Annotated in this window: 18 protein-coding genes and 3 pseudogenes; 12 read left to right on the top strand and 9 right to left on the bottom strand. The window is 58.3% G+C overall.

What is annotated here, in order from left to right; genetic code table 11:
• Positions 1-23: 23 nt before the first annotated feature.
• Entirely contained in the window at positions 24-1043 is a 1020-nt protein-coding gene (locus tag HU738_RS11735; protein WP_186602424.1) for an ABC transporter substrate-binding protein, read from the bottom strand.
• A 630-nt stretch (positions 1044-1673) separates the two neighbouring features.
• Between HU738_RS11735 and HU738_RS11730 the strand changes: the two genes are divergently transcribed.
• Positions 1674-2486 carry a hypothetical protein gene (locus tag HU738_RS11730; RefSeq protein WP_437182024.1) on the top strand — a complete coding sequence of 271 codons (813 nt, stop codon included), beginning with the start codon at positions 1674-1676 and terminating at the stop codon, positions 2484-2486.
• A gap of 45 nt (positions 2487-2531) precedes the next feature.
• Here the strand turns inward: HU738_RS11730 and HU738_RS11725 are convergent, their stop codons facing one another.
• Positions 2532-3074: an AAA family ATPase gene (locus HU738_RS11725; RefSeq protein ID WP_186602420.1), complete on the bottom strand. Its 543-nt coding sequence runs from the start codon at positions 3072-3074 to the stop codon at positions 2532-2534.
• Between the two features lie 75 nt (positions 3075-3149).
• Entirely contained in the window at positions 3150-4139 is a 990-nt protein-coding gene (locus HU738_RS11720; protein ID WP_186602418.1) for a GlxA family transcriptional regulator, read from the bottom strand.
• 75 nt (positions 4140-4214) lie between these two features.
• On the opposite strand from HU738_RS11720, the gene HU738_RS11715 reads away from it, so the two are divergent.
• Together HU738_RS11715 and HU738_RS26355 are read left to right on the top strand one after the other, a co-directional pair.
• The gene (locus HU738_RS11715) at positions 4215-4664 is read left to right on the top strand and encodes a tautomerase family protein (protein ID WP_186602416.1); all 450 of its coding nucleotides are present in this window, start codon (positions 4215-4217) and stop codon (positions 4662-4664) included.
• An 11-nt stretch (positions 4665-4675) separates the two neighbouring features.
• Positions 4676-4780: pseudogene (locus HU738_RS26355) on the top strand (hypothetical protein); the annotation flags it as partial.
• Positions 4781-4795: 15 nt separating this feature from the next.
• Here the strand turns inward: HU738_RS26355 and HU738_RS11710 are convergent.
• The 3 genes from HU738_RS11710 to HU738_RS11700 all read right to left on the bottom strand — a co-directional run bounded on the left by HU738_RS11710 (position 4796) and on the right by HU738_RS11700 (position 8105).
• Entirely contained in the window at positions 4796-5590 is a 795-nt protein-coding gene (locus tag HU738_RS11710) for an OBAP family protein (protein WP_186602414.1), read from the bottom strand.
• A gap of 1260 nt (positions 5591-6850) precedes the next feature.
• Positions 6851-7039 carry a hypothetical protein gene (locus tag HU738_RS11705; protein ID WP_186602412.1) on the bottom strand — a complete coding sequence of 63 codons (189 nt, stop codon included), beginning with the start codon at positions 7037-7039 and terminating at the stop codon, positions 6851-6853.
• Positions 7040-7136: 97 nt separating this feature from the next.
• Entirely contained in the window at positions 7137-8105 is a 969-nt protein-coding gene (locus tag HU738_RS11700; protein WP_186602410.1) for an AraC family transcriptional regulator, read from the bottom strand.
• 166 nt (positions 8106-8271) lie between these two features.
• On the opposite strand from HU738_RS11700, the gene HU738_RS11695 reads away from it, so the two are divergent.
• The 8 genes and pseudogenes from HU738_RS11695 (at position 8272) to HU738_RS11660 (ending at position 18257) form a co-directional block, all read left to right on the top strand.
• Entirely contained in the window at positions 8272-9762 is a 1491-nt protein-coding gene (locus tag HU738_RS11695) for a DUF1254 domain-containing protein (RefSeq protein WP_225923435.1), read from the top strand.
• A 75-nt stretch (positions 9763-9837) separates the two neighbouring features.
• Positions 9838-11298 carry a DUF1254 domain-containing protein gene (locus tag HU738_RS11690; RefSeq protein ID WP_186602409.1) on the top strand — a complete coding sequence of 487 codons (1461 nt, stop codon included), beginning with the start codon at positions 9838-9840 and terminating at the stop codon, positions 11296-11298.
• An 89-nt stretch (positions 11299-11387) separates the two neighbouring features.
• Positions 11388-12209 (top strand): transporter, encoded by an 822-nt coding sequence (locus HU738_RS11685; RefSeq protein WP_186602407.1) that lies wholly within the window; start codon positions 11388-11390, stop codon positions 12207-12209.
• A gap of 129 nt (positions 12210-12338) precedes the next feature.
• A pseudogene (locus tag HU738_RS11680) lies at positions 12339-12767 on the top strand (aspartate-alanine antiporter-like transporter); the annotation flags it as partial.
• 259 nt (positions 12768-13026) lie between these two features.
• On the top strand, positions 13027-15048 hold the full coding sequence (locus HU738_RS11675) for an alkyl/aryl-sulfatase (protein WP_186602406.1): 2022 nt from the start codon (positions 13027-13029) through the stop codon (positions 15046-15048).
• 108 nt (positions 15049-15156) lie between these two features.
• Complete coding sequence (locus HU738_RS11670) at positions 15157-16455, top strand: OmpP1/FadL family transporter (protein ID WP_186602405.1); 1299 nt, start codon at positions 15157-15159, stop codon at positions 16453-16455.
• A gap of 44 nt (positions 16456-16499) precedes the next feature.
• The gene (locus HU738_RS11665; protein WP_186602404.1) at positions 16500-17168 is read left to right on the top strand and encodes a DUF3313 domain-containing protein; all 669 of its coding nucleotides are present in this window, start codon (positions 16500-16502) and stop codon (positions 17166-17168) included.
• A gap of 78 nt (positions 17169-17246) precedes the next feature.
• On the top strand, positions 17247-18257 hold the full coding sequence (locus HU738_RS11660) for an AraC family transcriptional regulator (RefSeq protein WP_186602403.1): 1011 nt from the start codon (positions 17247-17249) through the stop codon (positions 18255-18257).
• A gap of 26 nt (positions 18258-18283) precedes the next feature.
• Here HU738_RS11660 and HU738_RS11655 read toward each other — a convergent pair whose 3' ends face one another.
• Positions 18284-18628 carry a glycine zipper domain-containing protein gene (locus HU738_RS11655; protein ID WP_186602402.1) on the bottom strand — a complete coding sequence of 115 codons (345 nt, stop codon included), beginning with the start codon at positions 18626-18628 and terminating at the stop codon, positions 18284-18286.
• A 3-nt stretch (positions 18629-18631) separates the two neighbouring features.
• On the opposite strand from HU738_RS11655, the pseudogene HU738_RS25970 reads away from it, so the two are divergent.
• Positions 18632-18863, top strand: a pseudogene (locus HU738_RS25970) (TolC family protein); the annotation flags it as partial.
• A 5-nt stretch (positions 18864-18868) separates the two neighbouring features.
• Here the strand turns inward: HU738_RS25970 and HU738_RS11650 are convergent.
• Together HU738_RS11650 and HU738_RS11645 are read right to left on the bottom strand one after the other, a co-directional pair.
• Entirely contained in the window at positions 18869-20506 is a 1638-nt protein-coding gene (locus tag HU738_RS11650) for a mechanosensitive ion channel family protein (RefSeq protein ID WP_186602400.1), read from the bottom strand.
• A gap of 7 nt (positions 20507-20513) precedes the next feature.
• Positions 20514-21914 carry a DUF2252 domain-containing protein gene (locus HU738_RS11645; protein ID WP_186602399.1) on the bottom strand — a complete coding sequence of 467 codons (1401 nt, stop codon included), beginning with the start codon at positions 21912-21914 and terminating at the stop codon, positions 20514-20516.
• Positions 21915-22104 lie beyond the last annotated feature (190 nt).

The following is a 22104-nucleotide window of genomic DNA, read 5'->3' as shown; positions in this document are numbered from 1 at the left end:
AGGGTTTCAAGTGCCTGAACGGGTCAGCGGCTGGCAGCCTGGTGGGTGCCGGGCAGCACATGGAGGTCTTGCACGAAACGCGTGGTGTAGGCCTTCTGCCAGGGCGCAGCCGCGCCGAGCAGGCCAGCCTCGACCATGAAATCGCGGGTCGCCTGCCAGCGCGCGTCACTCATGGTGCCGATGCCGCGGACAGCCGCGTCGCCGCGGGTCAGCAACTGGTGTTGCTTGAGGGTCGAGACGCCCCAGGCCAGCAGCTCATCGGTCATGTTGGGGTTGTCATGCTTGATCAGCGCATTACCTGCGGCGGGGTTGTCCAGATAGCGCTTCCAGCCCTCGAGCGAGGCGCGCACGAACGCCGCGACGCGCTGTGGATGCTGCTCGATGAGGTCCTGGCGGGTGGCGACGGTCGAACCGTAAGGTGGGTAACCGGCATCGGCGAACAGGAAGAAGTTGGGCTGTTGACCGGCCTTGATGGCCTGGAACAGCTCTGAGCTGGCGTAGGCCTGCTGGGTGGTGTCGGCACCGGCCAGGAAGGGCTGCAGGTTGAAGGTATAAGGGCGGGCCTGGCTGTCCTGCAGCTGGTACTTGCCCTTGAGCCAGGGCCACCAGGTCTGCTGGCCGGAAGTCGATACCAGGACCTGCTTGTTGCTCAGCCCGTCCAGGCCGGAGACGTCGGCGTGGGTCATCAAGCCCTGCGGGTCCCCCTGAAACGGCGCGGCCACCGCCACCACCGGCAGGCCTTGCTCCACGCTCTTGAGGATCTGCAGGTCGTAGTTGACGATGAAGTCGGCTTGCCGGCTGACCAGCAACTGCATGCCATTGACCTGCGGGCCACCCATGCGGATGGTCACCTCCAGCCCTTCTTTTTCGTACAAGCCCTCGGCCAGTGCCTGGTAAAAGCCTCCCTGTTCGGCCTGGGCGTACCAGGAGGTCAGCAGCACGACCTGATCGCCGGCCATGGCCGGTGGCGCGCCCGCCAGCAGCACACCGAGCCCTGCCAGCAAAGAGCGAAGCGGTTGAGTCAAGCCAAAGCGGTTTTTCATGATTGTTCTCCACCTCGATTCGAAATCCGTCGGGGGGCCTGGCTGGCCCCTCGGCGAGAAGCCCGAGTGGAGAAGCACTGCAACGGGAGGAGAGCGAGCGTTCACGGTCGACGCTGCTCTCTTGCCCAGGGCCGACAGCCCGCGTGCAATCATCCACTCGGATGTACGCCCGGTCAGGGGCGCAAGAGCAATGTCCCGTGCCTGGTTCGGGCACTGACCGCTTCTACTCGGAAGTCTGATTAGCCAGAAGCGTGCCAGCTTTCACCAGCCGCTCATTCCCGGCCAATGGCGGCTTGGCGCATGCCGCCGGGGCAGGGCAGTGGGCCGCAACGGTGCATGCAGGCGGCTGACAGCGCCAATAAGGTGCTGCACTGTCAGTGGCGATGGTATTCATTGTCAGCTTTGATTGGCCACAATCGATACCGTCAGCTGTATTCGATCGACTGGCACGCGCCCTGCAAGGGGAGGCCTGAGTAGAAGCGGTCAGTGTCCGGTTCGGGCATGGGACATTGCTCTGGCGGCTTTATGCCGCGCACCCGGCAAGGGTGGCGCCATGCGTTGCTGCGTGGCCAGAGACGAGGTCTGTCCGTTATCCCTTGCCGGTAACCCTCACCGACCTCGACCCAAGGGATGCCCATGAAACTCAACCCTCTCGCCTGGTTCTGCCACGGCTTGCTGCCGCTCTGCAGCCTGGCCACTGCCACCGCACAGGCCGCTCCACTGATGTGGAGCGACAACAGCCTCAGTTACCTCTACGGCCACAACTACAAGGTCGATGGCACCGGCAACGACATCCAGCAAACCATCACCTACGAACATGCCAGCGGCTGGACCTGGGGTGATGTGTTCTTGTTCGTCGACAACAAATGGTCGAACGGATTGTCCGGCAGCGAGGGCTATACCTATTACGGGGAATTTTCACCGCGCCTGTCGCTGGGCAAGATAAGCGGGCACAACCTGCGCTACGGCGTGATCAAGGATGTGCTGATCGCCGCCACCTACGAGCGTGGCGAGGGGCGAATTCGCCGATACCTGCTTGGGCCAGCGGTGGACCTGCTGCTGCCAGGGTTCGATCGCTTCTCGCTCAACACCTACTATCGCAAGCCCGATGGCATCACCGGCAAGGCAGCGGGGCAGTGGCAGATCAACCCGACCTGGGCGATGACCCTCCCGTTGGGCCGTTCTGACCTTCTGTTTGACGGGTACCTTGAATGGTATGTGAATGACGTCGGGCGCAAAGGCACCTCGAACTACGTGGCCAAGAGTTTTCACTTCAACCCGCAGATCAAGTACGACGTCGGCAAGGCGCTGGGGTACACGGCCAAGCGGTTATACGCAGGGGTGGAATGGGATTACTGGTCGGACAAATATGGGATCGAGGACAGCCACGGGTTTCCAACCGACCAGAATGCGCTGAGCGTATTGTTCAAAGCGCATTTTTAGCGCCGACTGGCACGCGCTTGCCGCCAGACAAGCGCGCGCCGTGATCTAACGACCCTGCTTGACCTGATCAGGCTGCGTGCCCAGCGTCGCGAGGAAAAGGTCGGTATCCCGGTTGGTCCGCAGGCAAACCACGCGACAGCCCGATGGGGCCGTTGCCACGAATCGCTTCATCGCCTCGCGCGCCGAGGTTTTCGTCTGCCACATGAACCTGAAAAACGCCGGCAGGTTGGCCAGCAATTCCGGGCAGTTGGCCGGCAAGTCGGGCCGGGATCGACCGCGGTTCAACAGCGTTCTGAGCAGGACGCGCCAGAATCGAAGCGGCGCCGAGCGATCAATCCAGATCAACAGGTCAGCGCGGGCCAGCCGGCTGTTCCAGGTGGTCGAATGCCCGCCTTCGAAGATCCAGCGCTCACGAGCCTCGACCTCATGGCAAAGACGGGTCTTTTCGTCCCGGCTGCGCTCGACCCACCCTGGTTGCCAATGAATCGTGTCGATATGCACGACCGGCAAGCCTGTGCGCTCGCCAAGCCTGCGCGCCAGGGTACTTTTTCCGGCCCCTGGCTGGCCAATGATCATCACCCGTTGCACTGAAGCTCCCTCTCGCAGGCAGATTGGAATTTCGGGCGCGCGATTCTACGGCATCGGGCGACGCGGTCAACTGCGTCAGCCCTGGCGCGGCCTGAACTGGCTGGGCGTTGTCCCGGTGTATTTCAGCATCAGACGGCGAAGGGCCGTAGCGTCTCGATAGCCGATCTGCGATGCGATGTCGTCGACGCTCATGCGCGAACCCGCGAGCAGGCGTCGAGCTTTCTCAAGCCTCACACTCTGGATCACGTCCTGAACGCTGCGCCCACACGCTGCTTTGACCTGGCGGGCAAGTGTGCGCTCCGACCGCGCCAACCATGCGGCCAGCTCCGTAACCTTGGGCACGTCTGGTAGTGCCTCCTCGACCAGGTCAATGATCCGGGCGATGAGTTCGTTGCCGTCGCTGAACAGGCCATGGGCGACGTAGGGGGCTTGGGCATCTCGCGCATCCAGGAGCAGTACACGCGCAACCTTATCGACCATCTCCACGCCGTATCGCCGGCGTAGCAGGTACAGAACCAGATCCGCCTGGGCCATGGCCGCGCCTGCTGTGATCAGGTTACCGTCCTCGATCAGCATGCGCTGGGGCTGGACGTTGCACTGCCGATTCACGGTACGCAGTAACGGGGCAAGCCACCAAGAAACGGTCACCTGGCGACCCGCGAGCACACCTGCCTGGTGCAGCAGGAACACAGCAGAACAGGATGCCGCGATCAGGCCACCGCGCTTGGCGTGCCGGGCAATGGCTTGGCTTGCCTGCAAGGCGTCTGGCTGACTGATCCTTGACAACACTTCGTCAGGGTCTGCCAGCCCCAGGCCTGGGACAAGCCAAACGGAAGCGTCAGTGAGCTGGGGCGAGGGGAGGGGTTGTGCGTTGACGACCATGCCGTTGCCCAACTCCACCAGGCTCGACGAGGGAGAGCAAACCCTCCACGAAGGTTCAGGCACGCCGGCGCGTGCGCATAGCTGAGCCGCAGTCGAAAGGATGTCGAGGGTGAGCGATACGCTGGAAGCAAACGCCTTCTCAAGTATCACCAGGGTGAAATCGAGCGGTGGCTGGATACGCATGAAAAACGCCTGATCGGACACTGGGATGGTAGGGCCGACCAAGGCCTAATGCAACCTTCGAAATGGAGAAATGCAATGCCTCAAATCACCATCAAGCTCCCGGCACCGATCATCGACCCCGACCTTCGTCAGCGGCTCGCTCAAGGCGTTACGGATGTCGCCGTCGATGTCGAGAACATCCCCAATCGCCCGGAAACGAGATTCTTCTGCTGGGTAATCGTCGAGGCGGTCGAGCCCGGTGCCTGGACATGCGGCGGGCTGCAGCCTGAGCACGTGGTGCCCTGCTACGCAACCGTGCTGGTCCCCGCGGGCGTACTCACGCCTGATTTGCGCAGGCGCTACGTCGGGCAGCTCGATAAAGCGATCCGCTGCAGCCTGGGTAATGAGCTCGGCCAACGAGTGGCCACTTCAATCGTCATACAGGACGTAGCGGATGGCACCTGGGGCGCAAACGGGGCGGTCATGAACCTTGCTGACTTCGTGGCAAAGGTAGGGTTCGAACATCTTCAGCACGCTCGCAATTAGCAGGATTAGCAGGATCGATTTACCAGGACGGACGGTCGCAGGTTCAGCTGCTGAACATCAGCCGCAACATCGTGCGTGCACGGCTGGAGAAGATCGGCGAGTTGAGCAAGGCCTGACGCCAGCGCGTCCCGCTACTGGCTGGAGCGACTGTTTGTTTTCTCTGGTGTCGATGCCGCGGGCCGGTGCAGGTGAGCACCGGTTGGATCGGTGATTTGAATGACATTGCCATGCTGCCAACCATCCGCGCCGGGATCACGTGCCGGTATTCGAATATCGGCCCGCTGCGCCTTGTTCCTGGACGTATCCACGCCCAAGCGCCGATTGCGCTGCTCGACCATCGCCGCGTCAGCCTGGCCATCGGCGGTGAAGCCCATCATCAATTGCGGCACACCGACAGGTAGCGCTTTGTCCTGGTCGGTATGCCAGGTGTGCCATGTCTTGCCATAGGTATGTGCCAGGCGCTCCATCAGGGCATGCTCGGCAGGTGCGGGTATGCCTGGAGCGATCAACTGGCCAGAGGAGACCTCATAGCCATGGCTGTGCCACAGCGCCTTTTCCTTGGCCGGCAGCGCCGCGAAGAGTTTCTCATCGATGATGTACTCGACACCCATGATCTTCGCGCCCTTGGTGTTGCCGTCAAAGATGACGCACTGAATGACATCCTCATTCAGAATTGAGCAATAGTGGTGAGCCTCCATCTGCATATCCGGGTGGCCGTTGTAGAAGTGAAAGCCATCCAGATAGGCGTTGATTGCTTCAATGGGTGGCTTGGATTGCAGCGTCGCAGCGCCGGCCTCAAGCAGTTGCGTTTTAGCCGACTCGGGCCTGCCTGGAGCCTCCACAGGCGACTTCGTCTCGGCGGCGGAACAAGCCCACAACAGAGTGCAGGTAAGGGGAAGGGATATCGATTTGGTTAAATGGCGCATGAGCGTGTCTCTGGCTGTTGTTCCTAGAGGACAACCCAGGGCGGGCAAGCGGACAGATCAATGGACGAATGGCTGGATTTGATCCAAGCCGCGTAAGCGCATTACATCATTTAACATAATATGCATTATGCGCACATTCGTATGCAGCGAGCGGGACGTGGGTCAGGCAGATTTAAAAACAATGCCAGGCTGTACTTCCTGAGTCAGTGTTAAGGCCTTGCTCTACACGCTATCTTCTGTCCTCGGAAGCAATTCTTGGGACGTTTTCGGAGCTAATCCATCAACTGCGGTGTTTCCCCCGAGTTCAAGAATTACTTCCAGCCAGCGGGCCGTTCGTGCGACCGTCGCTCACGTGCTGGTGATTTTTCCCTCCTGGTTCACGAGTTGGTTCCTGTTACCGCCGTATCCACCATCTGGTGTCCAAGCCGGCACGATGCTGAGAACCGCGTCCGCACATGGGAAAATTCACTGTCCACGACGACGTTCACCACCAGTAATAGATGTCGCCAGTGCATTGGTCTTTTGAGGTCGCAAGCAGATGTCTAGAACCTCGGGGATGCTGCGGAACGTGGGACCATGCTTTTGCCTGGCTGGGAGGCTCTGAGCATGTCTTCACCCGCGGCGGGATCTCATGAGCGCTAGATTTGATGGTGGACAGGTCCGTTAATTTGCGTCGGAGCGTTGTGCTCTCAGATGGGCGCGTTTCACAGTGAAAAGCCGGTTTGAAGGCCTATCTTCGAGGGTTGTAAACCACTTTTCTTACGTGTAAACCACTGTAGCTAACACGTAAAAGAAATGGTTTACAGGGTGTATTTTTACGTCACCATGGTCACTAGGTACTTGCTCTCGTACGGGTTGTATTTTGAACGGTGCAGTATGGCGCGCTAACGTAGCTCTGGAGATTAGCCCCCACGACTCCTGGCAGATTGTGGAGGTCTGTACTGCGCACCAGGGGGTGATTGTCAGGTGATTAGCTAAAATGACCGATCGCTTGAGGAAGTAAGTTAACCTCCTCCAGCCTCGTTTACTCTTCATGTGGTTATAACTACACTAAATGAATATTTAGTGGAGTTATTTGTTCTCCGCACTGATATCTGCCAAGAAACGCACCATGCTGGAAACCTTAGACTCTACTAGCATTGACGTTCACCCATCCCCTTATCCGGAAAGGCTTTTCCAAGCTGTGAGACGCCTCCACATCCAGCAGGCCTAGGATGTAATGGAGCTTGAGCACGGTGGTTAAGCTGAGCGCACGTTAATTCAGATCCCCCTGACCATCAGAAGCGCAATCACCTCCTCCGCGTTCTTCATCAGCTTGGCCAGCTGTTCTGAGAAACCTGACTCAGGCGTGGCACCCTCGCCTTTCTCAAGGACGCTTATTTCCTGCTCCGGTTCGCTTATGCGCTGCTGAGCGAGGCGGATTGCTGCTAGGCGGTTCACGGCATTCATCGCTGAGTCGACTCTGTTGATCTACCAAGCCAAGTGCTTGAGTCGACTAGGGAGCGTTCGATCAGCGCAAGCACAGCGATGATTGACTGGGCACTCATCAACGCTGGGCTCGTTGAAGCGTCTCGCTTGGCAACTCTCCGAATGTTCGGCGGTATTGATAGGCAAACCGGGAAAAATGACGAAAGCCCCAACGAGAGGCGACATCGATGACCTGACACCCTGGTTTTGCGGTTAGCAGATCTCGCAACGCCTCGTTCAGCCGGATGTTCATAAACCATCGTCCTGGGGGCATGCCAATGGTGCGATTGAAGATCATTTCGAGTGCGCGTCGACTGTAGCCGCTCCGTCTCGCAACATCATCGAGATCCAAGCTGACAGAATCATTTTGAAGCGCTAGATGCTCGCAAGCCAGTATCAGCTGCAGATGCTGTTGCGCAGTAGCCATCCGCTTGGAGTCAACAAGTTGCGCCTGGCCCAAGTAGCCTGCGTAGGTATCGAGTAAGCCGTTGAACATGCATGCGGCCAATTGCTCTGAGATGCCAGTCGACTCCAGAGTCCTACCTAACGCAAAAGCATCATCTGCCAGCTGAACCAAGTGTGCTCTTGAACCTTTGGGTAGCCTTAGCGAGGTCGCATCGCGTTTTGGCATCAAAAAAGGCCGACCAGTGCGTGCGATGACCGCTGCTTGCACAGTGGTTTCAGGGGCAACGAATGTAATCCAGCGAGAACTCCTGCCTGCGTGATAAAGCAGTTCAGCGCCAGGTGGATAAATCTGGATTTCGTCGTCATCGATGGACGAGGTGTTGTAACGGGTCGACTCTGCCCCATCGGCAACCAGGCCAACGCACAGCATGTTGAGAGGCATCAAGCCGCACGCGACCACTGGAAAGTCATAGCTTCCCGACTCGATCACTATGTCAGGCGATGTAAGCCGCTGGTGCGTCATGTTCGAATGGCGAGCTGACATGAGGCGGTGCTCGAAATGGCCACCATAGACGACATCGCAAGCTAAAGCGGGATCCAGGCCTGAGTAGCTGTATCGGTGAAACGAAGTGTTGCCGAACATGTGCGTGCCTCACATATTTCGTTTTTCGGCTATCGCTTGGTCATCAGCAATCTAGACTGCAACGCGAACAAGTACCAATCGAGCGACAGCCGGTGAGGATCAGGCTTTCCGGTCGACGCTATCGAGCCCATGGGGGCGCAACGGCTAAGGTATAGGGAGATCTGCGATGTCGTTCATTCTGAATAAGGTTGCCTTTGCCTCATCTCTGGCCTTGATCATGGGCCTGTCAGGCCCCGCGCATGCACAAGAAACGGCTCCAGCATCCCCGCTCATCAAGCAACTCAACAATGGTAATTGGCTGGAACCAAAAGAAGCCGAGGAACTGCGTGATGAGTTGTATTACCAGCGCGCGGTGCATGCCTACATGACGATGCTTCCTGCGTTGAACGTAATCGGTATGCGCGATGGATCGGAAAAAGCTTTCGGGGCTGGCTATAACGTATTGCCGATCTGGAAGCAGCGAATGGATGCTCGCACGATGGTGCCTACGCCCAACGCAGACGTGATCTACTCGATGAGCTACCTGGATCTGAAAAAGACCGGTCCGTTGGTCGTCAAAGCGCCTGCAAACGTGATTGGCATGTTCACCGATTTCTTCCAGCGAACCCTGACCGACGTTGGTGCTATTGGCCCCGATCGAGCTCGCGGAGGGCTTTATTTGTTGCTGCCACCGGATTACGACGGTGAAGTACCGGGCGGTTACTTTGCAGTGAAGTCCAGGACGTACAACGTTTTTCTCTTCTTCCGCACCGTGATGGCCAAGGGAGACGGCAAGCCTGATCCCGTGCCCGCAGTGAAGGCTGCGGAAAGTACGCGGGTCTATCCGCTATGGGCCACGGAGAAAGACGTCAAGCCCATGGAGTTTCCCGATGCCAGCGGCAAGGCATTGGATATGATGTATCCGGTTGATAGCAGTTATTGGTCAAAGCTGAAGACGTTTGTGGACTATGAGCCTGTGGCCGCCATCGACCCTGAGTTGCGCGGAGTATTGGCTTCCATCGGCATCATCAAAGGCGTGCCGTTCGAGCCTACGCAGAAACAGCAGGCGCTTTTGAAAAAGGCCGTGGAGACCGCGCCCAGGATGATCCTGGCGACCCGCCAGTTCGGTCGTGAAGACAAGCGCAATCTCTATTACAACGATCGCCAGTATGAAAACACTTGGGCCGGTGGCACAGCGGACTGGATGCAGGACAGTTATCTCGATGTGAACCAGCGAGCGAACTTCTTCCAGTTCGCTTACTCCTCAGCGCCTGCGATGGTCATGCATACCACCGGCGCCGGCTCCAAGTATCCATTCACGGGCCGCGACAAAGACGGAAAATTCCTCGAAGGTTCCGGCACCTACAAATTGCGCCTCCCGCCTAACCCCCCTGCGGCACTGTTCTGGGCAGTGACCGCCTATAACATCACCGACGGCACGATGCCTGAGACGAAGCAACTGTTACCGTCCACAAACGGTTATTACGACATTCCCAAGCAAGCCGACGGCTCCATCGAAATCTGGTTCGGCCCAGAAAAACCCAAGGACATAGCCGACGCTGCCTTCATCCAGACCATCCCTGGTCGTAATTTCCTGATCGCGCTGCGGCTTTATGGCAGCGAAGACGCGTTTTATGACCAGACTTGGAAACCCGATGACGTCGTCAAAGTTAATTGACGATGAATGACATTGAGACGCCTATAAAACGAGTTAGGCCGCTCTTGATCCACTGTTCTCAAAGGATGCTTGAACATGAGATTTGAGATGAAAGTACTTTCAGCCGCCGTCCTCTCGCTGACCCTCGGCCTGCCGGTCAACTACGCATTGGCCCAGAACGAGGCGCCGCCACTTACTCAGCCCGCCAGCGATGTGCTGATGCATCCTGAATATGTAAAAACCGTGGCACGGCTCGCTTACATGTGGGGCTGGCCAATGGTGAACATGATCAATCGCAACGATCGAATCACCAAGGCTCCGCATCCGGGGCTTCTGGGTGGCATCCTGCCCGTTGCCCCACGCGGGCAGGTCGGTATGTTGCACGATTACATCACGCCCGCTGAAACATTCGTCACCTGCCCGAACCAGGACGTCGTGTATGGGCTCGGCTTCTTCTCCCTGGACGATGAACCGGTGATTGCCCAGGTTCCTGATTTCGGAGATCGCTTCTGGGTTTACGCATTGTATGACCAGCGTACCGACCAGTTTGGCCAAGTCGGTAAACCTTATGGGACTAAACCAGGGTTCTATCTGCTGGTCGGGCCGAATTGGAAAGGTGAAAAACCTGAAGGCGTAGAGGCAGTCTTGCGCAGCCCCACCGCTTTGGCTAACGCAATCCCCAGGATTTTCATGGACGATACGCCGGACGACCGCGCAGCCATACAGGAAAAGCTCAACCAGGTGGTCTTCTACCCGTTGAAGGACTACGACGGGAAAATGAAGACCATCGATTGGAAACAAACCAAAGATATCCCCGCACCTGGGGCGGACAGTGCCAGCCAAGGGGAGACCAAATGGGTCGAGCCTGAAAAGTTCTTTGATCAGTTCCCCCGGGTCTTGGATACAGTTCAGCCATTGCCGGGTGAGGAAGCGCTGTACGCTCAGTTCCGGCAATTGCTCGACGCTGCCGCAAAGGACCCGGAAGTCAAAAAACTGCTCGTGGCAGAGGCCAAACGCGCAGACGCAGAGCTGATCGCTCCGTTCTTCCTCTGGAAGCATAACGGGCGGCCAGCCGGAAATAACTGGAACCGTTCGACCAACAATGCGCAATGGGGCCTGGATTACTTCAATCGCACGGGTACCGCAAAGTCGAACATGTTCGACAATCGCCCTAATGAAACCCAATATTTTTACACCGACGTGGATCAGGCGGGCGCGCAGTTGAACGGGGCCCACAGCTATGAAGTCACCTTTGCCAAAGGGCAAGAGCCCCCGGTGAAGGGGTTCTGGTCGCTGACGTTGTACAACCAGCACCACCTCTTCAGCACCAACAAGCTCAATCGCTACTCCGTGGGTACCAAGAGCAAAGACCTGAAGCGAAATGAAGACGGCTCGCTGACCATCCACATTGGACCGACGTCACCCGGAAAAGGAAAAGAGAGTAACTGGCTACCGTCACCCAAGGAATCGATCTCGCTCTATATCCGCGCCTACTGGGGTGAGCAAGCGATTCTTGATGGCAGCTGGAAGCCGCCCGTCATCAAAAAAGTGAACTGATCGCGGGTAGGGATGGCGGTCTGAGCGTGATCGATTGAATACGCCATCCCTCACTTCGAAGCTGTCAAACATTGCAAAGGATCATGCTTATGCAGCCGCATCGGCCATCGAATTTCGTCTTATGCCTCTTGTGGAGCGGGCTTTTGTTGCCAGTTGCGGCGCAAGCAGACGATGCCGCGGAGCTGGCTAAGAAAGCGCAAAATCCCATAGCCGCTATGTACAGCCTACCGATCCAGTACAACTGGGATCAAAAAATCGGGCCGAGTGGCGAAGGTATGCGCAGCCTGACGAATATCCAGCCGGTTTTGCCTTTTACCCTGAACGAAGAGTGGAACGTAATCTCACGAACCATATTGCCCGTGATTGATCAGCATGGCTTGGTACCGGGGGGCTCCGCTGATAAGTCTGGTATTGGCGATGTCACCCAGAGTCTGTTTTTTTCTCCGAAAGCACCAACCGAAAACGGATGGATTTGGGGTGCCGGACCTGCATTGCTGCTTCCTACTGGCAGCGACAAACTGATCAGTGCTGAACAATGGGCGCTCGGCCCTACGGCAGTTGCCCTCAAGCAGTCCAATGGCTGGACGCGTGGGTTGCTGTTCAATCATCTGTGGGGGTTGGAAGGTAGCCCACCGGATGACAAACAGAAAATCAACCAAACGTTCATTCAGCCGTTTTTCTCCTATACCAACGCTCATCTCACGACGTTCGGCATCAACAGCGAATCGACTTATGACTGGCGTTCCAACGAGTGGTCGATTCCCGTCAACCTTACCGTCACACAGCTGCTAACCATTGGCGGACAACCGTTGACGATTCAGGCGGGGCCTCGCTACTGGTTGGAAAGCACCCGGGATGGTCCGCACGGTTGGGGCTTTCGTGCCGCAATTACCCTACTCTTCCCTCGGTAAAGTGATGCGATTTTAATTGCGAGCCAAATCGTCATCGTACTCTCAGTTATCGCCAGGAGACTAGGCGCGTGATGGGAGACTTTGTTCATGATTGAATTCGTAATACAAGCATTGCGTGACCACTCAGAAATCACTGTCTTCCTGGCAATAGCGCTTGGCGTGCTGCTCGGGCGTGTCCGCATACCCCCGGCCGCGCAATGGGCATTTTCAGAGTTTGGATTAACGGCATTTGGCGCAGTGGTCGGGCTCCTGGCGGGGCCCGCAGCCTTTACCGCCGTAAAGGAGCAAGGATTAGACCGGCTGGTTGCTGGTGCGTTGGTGACCCTTATTCCGCCTCTGGTAACCCTGTATTTCGGGCGTTACATACTGCGCTTGCACCCGCTGATCCTGTTCGGTGCGCTGGCAGGAGTGCAAACGGAGACGGCCTCGATGAACAAGATCATCGAGCAGTCAGGAAGCAATACACCTGTGATCGGTTTCACAGTCTGTTACGCCATTTCCAACGTATTACTCGCTGTCTGCGGACCAATCATAATTGCTTTTACATCAGTTAGTTAGAATTAATCGATAGCTTTTTCGGCAAAGCTACATCAATTCAGCAAGAGCTATGCCTTGTTGCGTAAGAAAAAATGTCGCCTAAAGTACATAGACTTTCAGATCTGCGCGCAAATCTGACTTGTTTCTGTCCTGTCGCGAAATGAGATAAACGGCCATTACGCGCAGCTCAGGGAAATGGGCTACCGTGACTGCTCAGAGGTTCTCTAGTGGTGGTAGTTGCCGTAACCCGGTAAGGCGCAAATATCAAAAGGAGCTTGTTATGAAAACAGCCGCAAAGGCTTCGAAACGCCTTTATCACTCCAAATCGGTCGATCTCTGGAAGTTAAGTTCCTCTTTTCTTTTAGCGACAGCGGTGGCCTTCGGTTCCAGCGCCTGGGCTGCGGAACAGGCCAAACCGGCGACTGATGCAACCAAGGCTGCAAATGATGCGTTGCTCAAAGAGCTACCTTTTAACGACAAAACTTCGTTTGAACTCGCCCACAAAGGCTTCATTGCACCTTTGCCGTCTGAGCCTATCAAAGGCGCTAATGGCAATATGATATGGGACCCCAGCAAATATAGCTTCATCAAGGAAGGCACAGAGGCGCCCGCCTCGACTAACCCCAGTCTGTGGCGGCAGTCTCAACTGATCAACATCTCTGGCCTGTTCGAAGTCACGGACGGTATTTACCAGGTTCGCAACTACGATCTGTCGAACATGACCATCGTCGAGGGTAAAGAAGGGATCACCATCTTTGACCCGTTGATTTCAAGTGAAACGGCCAAGGCTGCACTGGAACTATATTTCAAGCACCGGCCGAAAAAGCCCGTGGTTGCAGTCATTTATACCCATAGCCATGTCGATCACTACGGTGGCGTTCGCGGTGTGGTTGACGAAGCCGACGTCAAGGCCGGCAAGGTGAAGATCTACGCCCCGAAAGGCTTCCTCGAGCATGCTGTCGCGGAGAACGTCATGGCCGGTACCGCCATGAGCCGCCGTGCCAGTTACATGTACGGCAACTTGCTTCCGCCAAGCGAAACCGGCCAGCTGGGCGCAGGGCTCGGTACGACCACTTCGGCTGGTACTGTCACCTTGATCCCGCCGACCGATATCATCGAGAAGACCGGCGAGAAGCACGTGATCGACGGCCTGACCTATGAGTTCCTGTACGCGCCTGGCAGTGAAGCACCGGCGGAGATGCTCTATTACATCCGCGAGAAAAAGGCTCTGAACACTGCCGAAGACTCCACCCACACCATGCACAACACCTATTCGTTGCGTGGCGCGAAGATCCGCGAGCCGCTGCCATGGTCGAAATACCTCAACGAAGCCCTGAAGATGTGGGGTGACGACGTTCAGGTCATGTACGCCATGCACCACTGGCCGGTCTGGGGCAACAAGGAAGTCCGCGATCAACTGTCGTCGCAGCGTGACATGTATCGCTACATCAACGATGAAACCCTGCGTCTGGCGAACAAGGGTTACACCATGACCGAAATCGCCGAGCAGGTGCAGTTGCCCAAGGGCATCGCCGATCGATTCTCGAACCGTGGGTATTACGGATCGCTGAACCACAACGTCAAAGCTACATATGTGCTTTACCTGGGCTGGTTTATTGGCAACCCCGCTACCTTGTGGGAGCTGCCGCCAGAAGAACAGGCAAAACGCTATGTCGACATGATGGGCGGCTCCGAGGCGATCCTGAAGAAGGCCAAGGAATACTACGACAAGGGTGATTTCCGCTGGGTCGCCGAAGTTGTCAACCACGTAGTGTTTGCCGAGCCATCCAACCAGGCGGCGAAGAACATGCAAGCCGACGCGCTGGAGCAACTCGGCTACCAGGCTGAAAGCGGCCCATGGCGCAACTTTTATCTGACCGGTGCCAAAGAGCTGCGTGAAGGCGTCCAGAAGCTTCCGACGCCTGATACGGCAAGCCCGGATACTGTCAAGGCGATGGACCTGGACTTGTTCTTCGACTATCTGGGCATGCGTCTGAAAGGGCCGGAAGTGGCTGACAAGCACATCACTATCAACCTTGACTTCACCGACCTCAAGCAGCAGTACACGCTGGAAATGGTCAACGGTGTGCTCAACCACACCGAAGGCCTCCTGGCCAAGAACGCCGATGCCAAGCTGACCTTGACCCGTGACACCTTGAACAAACTGATGCTCAAGGAGACCACGCTCAAAGATGCGGTCAGTGCCGGCTCGATCAAGGTCGACGGCGCAGAAGGCAAACTGGAAGAGTTGATGAGCTACATGGACACCTTCGACTTCTGGTTCCCAATCGTAACTCCCTGAATGCTCCCTTGGCCGCGAATAGGCGTCGGGCAGGATATCGACTGTGTCGGTGCCCTGCCCCTTTTTCTCGTAGGCGAGTGATGTGGTCATTCAATGGAGAGCCTCGATATGAAAAAATACCAGCGCTATGCCAATTGCTGGTCACTCCCAATAACGGCTTGCTCGCTACTACTGGCCAGCGCTCAAGTTTCAGCCGGCGGCATTTTCATCTACGAAGCCGGCCAGGAAGGCAACGGCCTGGCCAATGCAGGTTCTGCGGCTCTGGCCAAAGACCCCAGCGTATTGATGAGCAACCCCGCAGGCCTGACCCAGTTGAAAGGCACGCAGATCAGCGCGAACGCCCAGGTCATCCTGGGTGATATCAAGTTTTCCCGGGATGCCAACAACCAGTTCGATGGCAACGAAGGCGGCAACGCGCTGCAGTACCTGCCCGGTGCCAGCCTGTTCATCAGCCATCAGATCGACGACCGCTCGGCCATCGGCTTTGGCATGTACGGCAACTTCGGACTGGCCCTGGACTATGACGATGACTGGGCAGGCCGCTACTTCACTCAAGAGGCGGCGATCATCGGCGTGTCCTTCCAGCCAACGCTGGCTTACAAGTTCACTGATGACCTGTCGTTCGGTATTGGGCCGCGCATCATGCTGGGCTATTACCGCACCGAGATGGCGATCAACAATAACCTGCTCGGCTTGCGTGATCGCCCAGACGGGCAGCTGGAATACAAGGACACCGACGTGGGCACCGGCGTCAACCTCGGCCTGCTCTACCAGCTTTCCCCACGCACCGCGGTCGGCCTTGCCTACACCAGCAAGGTCAAGCTGGAGTTCAAGGACAGCCCACATGTTCGCAACATCACCAATCCCCTCATCAATGCAGGGCTCAATCGCCTCGATGTCGACTCGCTTGAACTGGACCTGAACGTGCCGCAAACGGTCACCGCGAGCATTGCCCACGACCTGAACGAACAGTGGAAGCTACTCGGCAGCCTGGGTTGGCAGGACTGGAGCGACTTCGGCGATGTCGGGGTTGATGTCGATGCCAATGGTGGCGGCGTCAGTCGCACGGTAGATCGCAAGTACAAGGACACTTGGCATGCATCGGTGGGCGCGATGTATCAAGCCACCCGGCAAGTGCGATGGAGCGTCGGGGTGGGTTATGACAGTTCCGCCGTCGACGACAAGGACCGCACCGTGGACAACCCCATGGGCGAAACCTGGCGCCTGGCTACCGGTGTGAACTATGAAGTCGAGGAAGGCCTGGACCTCCACCTCGCCTACACCCTGGTGTGGCTGGGTGACATGGACGTCGATCAGACCAAGTCACGTTCAGGCAATACGCTATCGGGCACTTTCAAGAACAGTGCCTTGCATATTGTCGGCGGTGGTGCGACCTGGCGGTTCTGAATGAACACCGATGTACAGGATTTGCTATCAGAGAGGGAGAACGTATGAAACTCAAGTCGATTGCCGCAACCGTATGCCTGTCATCCTTGCTGCTCGGTGGCTGCGCTAGCAAGTATGTGGAGCCTGAGCAGTATTCAGGTTTTCTGAAGGACTACAGCATCCTTAAGGAAGAAAAATCGCCAAGCGGTGCACCGGTCATGCGCTGGATCAAACCCGGCATCAATTCCAGCACTTATAGCAGCGTCTTCATCGAACCGAGCCAGTTCTATCCGAAACCACAACCGACTGAAAAGGTCCCTCAGAACACCTTGACGGGTATTACCCAGTATTACGATCAGGCATTGAAAAACGAATTTTCCAAGGTATTGCCCTTGGCCACCAGTCCAGGGCCGAATGTGCTGATCGTCCGCCCGGCCATTACCGCTGTCAGTGCGTCCACCAAAGGGCTGCGCCCATACGAAGTAATCCCGATTGCGCTGATTGCTGCAGGCATCAGTACTGCCACGGGCATCCGCGATCAGGACACCAGCGTCGCAACTGAAGCGGCCTTCATTGATGGCAACTCAAACCAGGTCGTCGCCGAGGTGGTGCGCAAGGGCGCGGGTACCGACCTTGAAAACTCCTCACAAGTCATGCAGGCGAAGGACGCCAAAGCAGTTCTGGATGGTTGGGCACGAGACATGGTCAAGTCATTCCAGTCGCTGAAAAAATGACAGTAATGGCTCACATACCAGTAGGTGGTAGTGGGCCATTCCTTGCTCCACGGGTACAAGAGAGAGGCCAAAGATTCTATGGAAGGTATCCACGGCATAACACAAACCACGGTCAAAAGCGCGCAGCCACCTGAGGCTGGCGCGCCGAACGATTACCTCATCCTCTCGCTAGGTGGGCTCGATACTGGTGGCGAGTATTCACACAAGGTCTTATTCAACGCTTTGGCTGCCCAGTCCAGACAATTGGCGCTGCCCAGTTATGGCTTGCAGCAAAGTCTGCATCCGGGCGCCTTGTTCAAGGGCGCGCTGCGTTGCCTGGCCACCTCTGCACCCACGGTCGGGCATGCTCTGGTGGCGATCATGCGATATATCTACAGTTGCTCGCCAAGCGTCCACTACCGGCTGGAAAACCGGCCCGGTCAGACAGTGCTGTTGCTTTACAGCCTAATGCCCGCTGATAGGAACAACCCCATCACCGTCGAGCACGCGATGTTGGCAGTCATGCTGCTCATTGCGGAAGTTCGCGGCTCCGGGTTTCGGCCCAAGGCCATTACCTTCAGGCATTCGCCGTTGTGCGAAACCGCGGGATATCAGAATTATTTTAAATGCCCTGTGTTGTTTGAACAGGAACAAGACAGCCTGATCTTTTTGCCAGGCGTGTTATTGGAGCCCAGCGTGGGTCAGGATACCGAACTGCATGCGATGCTGCGCTTCTTCCTTGAAGCCCAGAGTGATCATTCAGATGATCTGCACGCGCAAGTCAAACGCAAGATCCAGATGCTCCTGCCCCTGCATCGCGCGACCCTGGAACTGGTGGCTGAATCTTTGAAACTGCACCCCAGAACACTGCAGCGGCATCTTGCCCAGGACGGGGTGGAGTTCGAGGCGTTTCTGGATGGCATTCGCCGTAATCAGGCCGAACACATGCTGCGTAAGACCAGCTTGAACATCAATCAGATATCAAGCGAACTGGGCTACAAACGCCCTACGTCGTTCTGCCGGGCTCATCAGCGCTGGTTTGACATGACGCCATTGGAGCACCGCATAGCCTTTGGCGAACCCTTCATTACGCAAATTAACGTCGACTGAAACAAAAGATGCGTCACGAGCAGCCATCAATGATGATGCTTGTGCTTGCCTGAAGAATGTTGGTCGTCACTGCCCGCCAGGTTATTGCCGACTGCGCTACCCGCAGCGCCACCCAGGCCTGCTCCCACGGTCCCGCTGGTGGTGCCACCCAGGCTTTGCCCGGTGATCTGCCCGCCTGCCGCGCCGAGGCCGCCACCTATGGCCGCCTCGGTCTTCTTGCCATGCTTGGCGCTGACCGCGCCACCTGTGGCGCCACCGACCCCGGCACCGATGGCCGCACCGGTACTGCCGCCCATTGCCTGGCCAACGACACTGCCCAAGGCGCCACCAATGCCGCCACCCACTGCGGTAGAAGCCGTTTCACCAGCCATGGCGCCTTGTCCATGGCCATCCTCACCCAGGTCCGTGTCGGCCTGCTGCGCTACCAGCTGGCGCGCCAGGAGGTCGAGTTTGCCGACGAGAGCCTGCGCATCGACCGCAGCCTGCTCGACTACGCACAATCGTCGCGGAGCGCGGCATTGGGTAGCGAGCTGGAACTGATCCGCGCCGAAGGGCGTCTGCTGCTGTCGCGGTATCAGCGGGAGGCGGCCTTACTCCGATGCCCAGTAGGTCTAGGTCGATGTCCGGTCGTCCGGCCCGTCCACTGGCGGGCGGGCCGGGGCCGAATACCATTTCTCCGGCGGTACCCATTTGTCCTTGGACGGGTCTTCCTGGTAGTGCGGCGACATGATCTGGATGCCGTAGGCGTTGAACCCGTCCTGGATGTTCGCATGCAGCATGCTCAGCAGCTCCGCCCGCGGTTTCGGCTGCTCCGGCGTCGCCCGGGCGACCAGGCGGTATTCCGGGTAGAAGTCGGATAACCCGGTCTGGAACACCTGGGGCCTGGGTGTGCTCAGGATGCCCTCGGTACGCTCTGCCGCCTCGATCAGGATCGCCTCTACCTGGCGCCAGGGCGTGTCGTAGCCGATCGTCACCACGGTGTCGACAACATAGCCGCTCCCTTGGCCGACCCGTGAGTAGTTCTTGGTCACCGACCCGGTGATCATCGAGTTCGGCAGTGTCAGCACTTCGCCAAGCCCCGTGCGAATGGTGGTGTTGAACATGCCCACCTCGGTGACCGTGCCCTCGTGCTCGCCCACGCGCACATACTCGCCCGCCTTCAGGGTGTGCGAATAGGTCAGGATCAGCCCGGCGGCCGCCTGCCCCACCACGCTGGAGGCGCCCAGCGAGATCATCAGGCCGAGCAACACCGAGAGGCCCTTGAATGCGTCCGTGCCAGCGCCCGGCAAGTACGGGTAGGCCATGACCAGCGCGAACAGCCAGATGGCCAGCGAGGTCAGCCGGGTGGTCGGATGCAGGGTTTCCGCGGTCAGCCATTTGAGCGTGCCCGGCCGTGACAGGCGCTCGAGCAGGCGCCGGCTGAACCCGCTGACGCCACGGGCAATGAAAAAGATCATCACGGCCACGGCAATCCCGGGGATGGCGTTTATAACGCCATTCATCAACAACTTGAGCATGTCGATCAGGTAGATGTTGAGGCTTTCACCCCACGGCCGGGTATAGGGGAAGCGCGACAGCACGTAGCTCAGCCATTCGTAGCTGAACAGCAGCACCACTCCCCAGTACAGCAGGCGCAGCAGGCGGTCGATGAAGAAGTACACGTACTGCATGTCGAACAGCGACAGCTGCCCGACCTTGATCTCCCTCGCCCGGCTGCGCATCAACGCAGGCAGCAAGGCCCGCAGCTTGAGGCGGGCGAAGTTCGCGCCCTTGATCAGCACCAGATAGACCAGCGTGGCCAGCAACGACAAGCCGGTAGCCGTCAGCAGAAAGCGCAGGCTGCGCGCCTGCCGGGTCTCGTCGATCACCAACTGCAGATTCGCCACGGCGCGCTCGGCTGCCACACGGGTATCACCGCCGTCCACGCCCAGGTCCTGTGGCGCAACGATAAAGGCGCGCCGGCCATTCAGGATGACCAATTGGCTGTTGAGGATCGGATCGATGCGCACCTGCGGCTCATCGGTGCCTTGCAGTGCCTCATCGATTACCGCCGTTGCCCGCTGCACCCTGCCCGCCGGGGTTTCGCCGAGCAGGGTCGCCTGCAAGGTGATAATCGTGCGGTTGGCCACCCGCAGGTCGGCCGGCACCCCGGGGACACCGTCGGTTGCACTGCCCGGTGGTTCGCTGGCGATCGCCCCCCACGCGAACAGGATTACGACCAGCAATAGCCATTTGCGCAGGCCTGTCATCGCACCGTCATTCCTCTTCGTTGATCACTTTCACCCGACCGGAGCGTGCGGCCTTGACCAACCGCTCATGGTCGCGCTCGGTCTGGTCGGCATACAGCAGGGCAAAGTCGCCGAGGGCCTGGTCGAACACGTCGCTCTTGCCCAGGTAACCGGTGATGGTCGCGGCATCGCCGGACTTAGCGTGGGCGCGCGCCAGGGTCATGCCGCAGAAGTCGGCATAGCGCTCCAGCTGCGTGATGCTAATGTGCTCCAGCGGCACCGACATCTTCATGTCGCGCAATTGCCGGACGAAGAAGTCGTAACCGGCCGGGCCCCTGACCCAGCCGAGGAAGATGTCGCTGGACGACTGCATCAACCGCTGGCCCATCACCACCCGCTGCCCCTGGTTGTCGTACTGGCTCTTGCCAGCATAGGGTTCCAGCACCGAGCGGCAGGATTCCTTGAACTGCAGGATCAACGGGTGGTTTTCCTCGGAGAACAACAGCCCTATATAGCAGCGCGTGCCCACACTGCCGATACCGACCACCTTGAGCGCGGCATCCACAAGGCGATAGCGGTCCAGCAGCACCCGGCGCTCGTCCGACAGGCTCGCCCGATAGGCCTCCAGCCCACTGCGCACGCGCTCGATGAAGTCCGGCTCATCGACATGCTGGATGACTGGTGGCTGATCGACGATGCGGGGTTGACCGCCCACTTGCCCGGCGATCTTCGGAAACACGCTCTCCATTACTCGTTCGCGGGCGCGGTCGAACAGTTGCTTGCGGAACTTGCGGGCCTTGGCGTCCGACGCGGTGTCCATCAACGTCTGCGCGTCCAGCCGCGAGTACCAGACCTCCAGCGGCTTCATCTTCGAGAAACGCCGCAGGTGTTCACGGTAAGCCCGGGCACAGGCGACCGCGGCTCTGTGCGCTTGCGCGTCGACTGCGCCATTGTCGCGGGCCGCCACGGCAAAGCTGGCGACCAGCCGCTTGATGTCCCATTCCCAAGGCGCCGGCAGGGTTTCGTCGAAGTCGTTGAGGTCGAACACGAGGTTGCGCTCGGGGGTGGCGAACAGGCCAAAGTTGAGTAAGTGGCAATCGCCGCAGGCCTGCACGTTTACCCCGATGTTCGGGATCTGGGCCAGGTCGTAGGCCATCAGCGCTGCCGAGCCACGCAGGAAGGTGAATGGGCTGCGCAGCATGCGCCCATAGCGGATCGGCACCAGGTCCTGCAGGCGGTCGCGGTTGGACTTTTCCAGCAGGGCGATGACGTCGCGCTTGGGCGCAGGCTTCCATTTGCCATGGCTCTCGCGCGGCACCTTGTCGCGCAAGCGCTTGCCATCGGCGACGCGCTCCTCGCGCGCGCGAAAAATCGGGTTGGGTACGCTGTCGTCTGTATGCTTGCGGACAGCTGAGCGTCGGGATGCCATGATGCGATCAACTCCTCTGGAAGAAACCACTGCCCGCCCGCGAAGAACCAGCAGTATGGGTTCGCGCCATCCGCCTGCTCTATTGTTCTTAGCCGGTAAAGTCCAAGGGAGGTCCGGGGTGAACTGCATACGCCGTATTTACGCGACCCGGTGCATCGCCAGAGACACGACCGGTCAGGTCTTGGCCAGC

It is taken from the genome of Pseudomonas vlassakiae, from assembly GCF_014269035.2.
In the GTDB taxonomy this organism is placed as follows: Bacteria; Pseudomonadota; Gammaproteobacteria; order Pseudomonadales; family Pseudomonadaceae; genus Aquipseudomonas; species Aquipseudomonas vlassakiae.
This window is presented reverse-complemented; position numbering and strand designations above follow the sequence as displayed.

What these genes read in the sequence shown, in the direction of transcription:
- HU738_RS11735 (WP_186602424.1), bottom strand. Translation starts at nt 1,043, where the DNA reads ATGAAAAACCGCTTTGGCTTGACTCAACCGCTTCGCTCTTTGCTGGCA.
- HU738_RS11730 (WP_437182024.1), top strand. Translation starts at nt 1,674, where the DNA reads ATGCCCATGAAACTCAACCCTCTCGCCTGGTTCTGCCACGGCTTGCTG.
- HU738_RS11720 (WP_186602418.1), bottom strand. Translation starts at nt 4,139, where the DNA reads ATGCGTATCCAGCCACCGCTCGATTTCACCCTGGTGATACTTGAGAAG.
- HU738_RS11715 (WP_186602416.1), top strand. Translation starts at nt 4,215, where the DNA reads ATGCCTCAAATCACCATCAAGCTCCCGGCACCGATCATCGACCCCGAC.
- HU738_RS11710 (WP_186602414.1), bottom strand. Translation starts at nt 5,590, where the DNA reads ATGCGCCATTTAACCAAATCGATATCCCTTCCCCTTACCTGCACTCTG.
- HU738_RS11705 (WP_186602412.1), bottom strand. Translation starts at nt 7,039, where the DNA reads ATGAATGCCGTGAACCGCCTAGCAGCAATCCGCCTCGCTCAGCAGCGC.
- HU738_RS11700 (WP_186602410.1), bottom strand. Translation starts at nt 8,105, where the DNA reads ATGTTCGGCAACACTTCGTTTCACCGATACAGCTACTCAGGCCTGGAT.
- HU738_RS11695 (WP_225923435.1), top strand. Translation starts at nt 8,272, where the DNA reads ATGTCGTTCATTCTGAATAAGGTTGCCTTTGCCTCATCTCTGGCCTTG.
- HU738_RS11690 (WP_186602409.1), top strand. Translation starts at nt 9,838, where the DNA reads ATGAGATTTGAGATGAAAGTACTTTCAGCCGCCGTCCTCTCGCTGACC.
- HU738_RS11685 (WP_186602407.1), top strand. Translation starts at nt 11,388, where the DNA reads ATGCAGCCGCATCGGCCATCGAATTTCGTCTTATGCCTCTTGTGGAGC.
- HU738_RS11675 (WP_186602406.1), top strand. Translation starts at nt 13,027, where the DNA reads ATGAAAACAGCCGCAAAGGCTTCGAAACGCCTTTATCACTCCAAATCG.
- HU738_RS11670 (WP_186602405.1), top strand. Translation starts at nt 15,157, where the DNA reads ATGAAAAAATACCAGCGCTATGCCAATTGCTGGTCACTCCCAATAACG.
- HU738_RS11665 (WP_186602404.1), top strand. Translation starts at nt 16,500, where the DNA reads ATGAAACTCAAGTCGATTGCCGCAACCGTATGCCTGTCATCCTTGCTG.
- HU738_RS11660 (WP_186602403.1), top strand. Translation starts at nt 17,247, where the DNA reads ATGGAAGGTATCCACGGCATAACACAAACCACGGTCAAAAGCGCGCAG.
- HU738_RS11655 (WP_186602402.1), bottom strand. Translation starts at nt 18,628, where the DNA reads ATGGCTGGTGAAACGGCTTCTACCGCAGTGGGTGGCGGCATTGGTGGC.
- HU738_RS11650 (WP_186602400.1), bottom strand. Translation starts at nt 20,506, where the DNA reads ATGACAGGCCTGCGCAAATGGCTATTGCTGGTCGTAATCCTGTTCGCG.
- HU738_RS11645 (WP_186602399.1), bottom strand. Translation starts at nt 21,914, where the DNA reads ATGGCATCCCGACGCTCAGCTGTCCGCAAGCATACAGACGACAGCGTA.